Here is a 2,947-nt window from a genome sequence, read left to right as displayed (position 1 = left end):
GGTGTATCTAGAGCTACTATGTATCGCTTGCTTAATAAACATAACTTAATCACTGAAAATACCTATTAACTTGATGATTCTTCAAGTAAAAATGGCCACATTTAATCCATGTGGCCATTTTTTATAATCATATCTTTTGCGAATAAGTTATTCTCTAGCTGAATATGTCACTTATTTGCTGTCATCGGCTTTCATTTTAGGTTAATGCATTGTTTTTTAATTGTTTGAAAATTAAGAGTTGAATAATCACCTCAGTTGCATAGAATTTAACCGTGAGCCGTGCTCACACACTCATTTCACTTTGGATTAACTATTTGCTTGGAGGCGCAACATGAATCATTTCGTTTTTGTTCATACTGTTCGCGTTTCTATCGATCTTACTGCGCCTAAATCGTCTCTTACTACAGACGCCTGTCGTATGTTTGATGATAAAAAAGGCACCGATTTTTAGTTAATCCGTAACCTTGAGATAGGCTGCGGAAAAATGGCAGCTTATCAAAGTGTTAATCCACCTTGTTCGCCCCCATTTTTCCAGCCGTCAACGTTTAGTTTACTACTGGAGAATACTCATGCGTCATTCAATTTATTTACAACTTGCTACTTTACTGGTCCGTGCTGATTTACGCCGTGAAGAGCGTCAATGGCAACGAAATGTTCGCCGTCATGCTTTTGAGCTGCCTTTTAATAGCCAACACTTGCTTAAAGACATTGGCTTAGAAAGTGATGGACGCGCTATTGGCGTTTCAGTCCCTGACTCAATTAAAGCTGAACGTCATATTCGTCATCTTCGCCGTGTGTTAAGCATGCGAATAACAACGTAAAACGAGGGGCTAGTGGCTTCGCTAGCCCCGAAGATATCTACGGACAAGGGTTGGAGTAAGTCGTCCCAATCTCTTGAATTTTAAGAAGCAATTCATTACTGAGTACGACATCTAAACTATCGATATTTGTTTTCAACTGCTCTAGGTTTGTCGCGCCAATGATATTGGATGCGACAAACGGACGTTGATTGACAAACGCCAACGCCATCTGTGCTGGATCAAGGCCATACTGGTTAGCAAGCTCAACATAAGCGTGAGTGGCTTGTACACCTTGCGCCGTAAAATAGCGAGAAAAGCGTTCAAATAGGCTGCACCGAGCACCGTCAGGTCTTGCGCCATTTAAATATTTACCACTCAGGCAACCAAACGCCAGTGGCGAGTAAGCCAGCAGTTGAACACCTTCGAAGTGGCTAATCTCAGATAAGCCAATTTCAAAGCTGCGATTCAGTAAATTATAAGGGTTTTGGATAGAGACAATTCTTGCTAGATCGTGTTTTTCTGCCAATTTTAGCAACGTCATCACACCCCACGGGGTATCATTTGACACACCGATGTAACGCACTTTTCCAGCCTTGACGAGATCATTAAGCGCTTCGAGCGTTTCGATTAAAGTGACTTCTTCTTGCTGATCAGGATAAGGGTAGTTAAGTTGGCCGAACATGTTCGTTTGGCGTTGAGGCCAATGTAATTGATACAAATCGACATAGTCTGTTTTTAAGCGTCTTAAACTATCATCAATCGCTAAATGAATGTTGCGTCTATCGAGTGACATCTTTTCGCGGATGTGAGGCACGTTACGCGGGCCTGCCACTTTAGTCGCTAACACCACTTTTTCACGTTTACCTGATTTTTCTAACCAGTTGCCAATATAGCTTTCGGTCAGACCTTGGGTTTTACCGTTGGGGGGAACTGGGTACATTTCCGCAGTATCGATGAAATTCACACCTTGGTCTAAGGCGTAATCGAGCTGCTCAAAGGCTTGTTGTTGGCTATTTTGTTCACCAAAAGTCATGGTACCTAAGCAGATCTTGCTCACTTCCAGTGTGGAATGAGGCAGTTTGGTGTATTGCATATTCCTTCCTTGATGCTCTCGCTGGTGGAGTGTGTGACGTTTTTACTATAAGCGAAGATGGCAGTGAAACGGAAACGAATTGTGCAGTGAAAGATCAAACGGTTACGTTTTTTCATGAGCAATAACGAGCACTTTTAAATAAAGTGTTGCTCAAGAATGCTCGCGGTAAATTGAGTTCGAAGATAAAAGCCTCGTGGCAGGGTTTTGATAGGTTTGCCATTAGCACCGTAGGCTTCGGTTAATGCTCGCCCGTTTGCCGCTTTTGGCCTGAGCTGTAATACTTCACCGTGCTTAGCGGTGATCTGCTCAACTTTGCCAAGAACGATGAACTCCATCAGTTCTTCCCAATCATTTTTTAGCTGCTGTTCTTGTGCAGGAGAAGGGCTCCATAGCAATGGCGATCCGACATGGCGCTGGGCTAGGGGGATCTCTCGCTCACCCTCTATTGGGATCCACAGTACTCGAGAGAGTTTATTTCGCACGTGGCTTTGCTCCCATGTTAAACCATGAACACCGGTGAGTGGGGCCACACACACAAACGTTGTTTCGAGCGGTTTTCCAGTGTAACTGATTGGAATACTTTTGAGCTCGATACCTAATTGCTCGAAATCTTGCTGAGGTTTGCTGCCTGCTGTTGCACCCAAATGCCACTCTAATAGCTGACCGACCCATCCTTTATCTTTTTTTAAGTCAGGGGGCACGGTCATCTTGGCTTCTTCGGCCAGTTGACTAAAGCTTAAGCCTGCAATGTCTTGGGCTCTAAGCATTAATTCATGTTCAGTTTTAGGTGCAGCTTTCATGATACTTTGAATGATAAAAACGCGATTGTAGCAAATTCTTATACACAATGTGCTGTCGTTTCTTTTGCTTAAAAGATCATCGCAATTCAAGTTATCCACAGGTTGATCGGAAAAATATTCCATTTTTTGTTTGTCTGTATGCATTTACAGGGTTTTGCTTGAGAGAGTGGGCCTCTTAATCAGTAAATCTTATTTCTACTAGAGTGGGGGTGTGGATAACGAGCTAATTGGTGGATCTTTGAGCATGTTGTGAA

3 protein-coding genes are annotated in these 2,947 nt (G+C 42.9%); 1 reads left to right on the top strand and 2 read right to left on the bottom strand.

Going from position 1 to position 2,947, the window contains the following annotated elements:
- Positions 1-569: 569 nt before the first annotated feature.
- Positions 570-821 carry a hypothetical protein gene (locus AACT21_RS08355; protein ID WP_010319130.1) on the top strand — a complete coding sequence of 84 codons (252 nt, stop codon included), beginning with the start codon at positions 570-572 and terminating at the stop codon, positions 819-821.
- A 37-nt stretch (positions 822-858) separates the two neighbouring features.
- On the opposite strand, the gene AACT21_RS08350 is transcribed toward AACT21_RS08355, so the two are convergent.
- Together AACT21_RS08350 and mutH are read right to left on the bottom strand one after the other, a co-directional pair.
- Positions 859-1,893: an NADP(H)-dependent aldo-keto reductase gene (locus tag AACT21_RS08350; protein WP_013857595.1), complete on the bottom strand. Its 1,035-nt coding sequence runs from the start codon at positions 1,891-1,893 to the stop codon at positions 859-861.
- A gap of 134 nt (positions 1,894-2,027) precedes the next feature.
- Entirely contained in the window at positions 2,028-2,693 is a 666-nt protein-coding gene (gene mutH, locus AACT21_RS08345) for a DNA mismatch repair endonuclease MutH (RefSeq protein WP_094163199.1), read from the bottom strand.
- Positions 2,694-2,947: the final 254 nt, after the last annotated feature.

Origin of the sequence: Vibrio sp. V08_P9A1T1 (assembly GCF_963874405.1) — a bacterium.
Taxonomy (GTDB): Bacteria; Pseudomonadota; Gammaproteobacteria; order Enterobacterales; family Vibrionaceae; genus Vibrio; species Vibrio anguillarum.
This window is presented reverse-complemented; position numbering and strand designations above follow the sequence as displayed.

Bases quoted from the DNA above. Each gene is read 5' to 3' on its own strand.
- AACT21_RS08355 (WP_010319130.1), top strand. From the start codon at position 570: ATGCGTCATTCAATTTATTTACAACTTGCTACTTTACTGGTCCGTGCT.
- AACT21_RS08350 (WP_013857595.1), bottom strand. From the start codon at position 1,893: ATGCAATACACCAAACTGCCTCATTCCACACTGGAAGTGAGCAAGATC.
- mutH (WP_094163199.1), bottom strand. From the start codon at position 2,693: ATGAAAGCTGCACCTAAAACTGAACATGAATTAATGCTTAGAGCCCAA.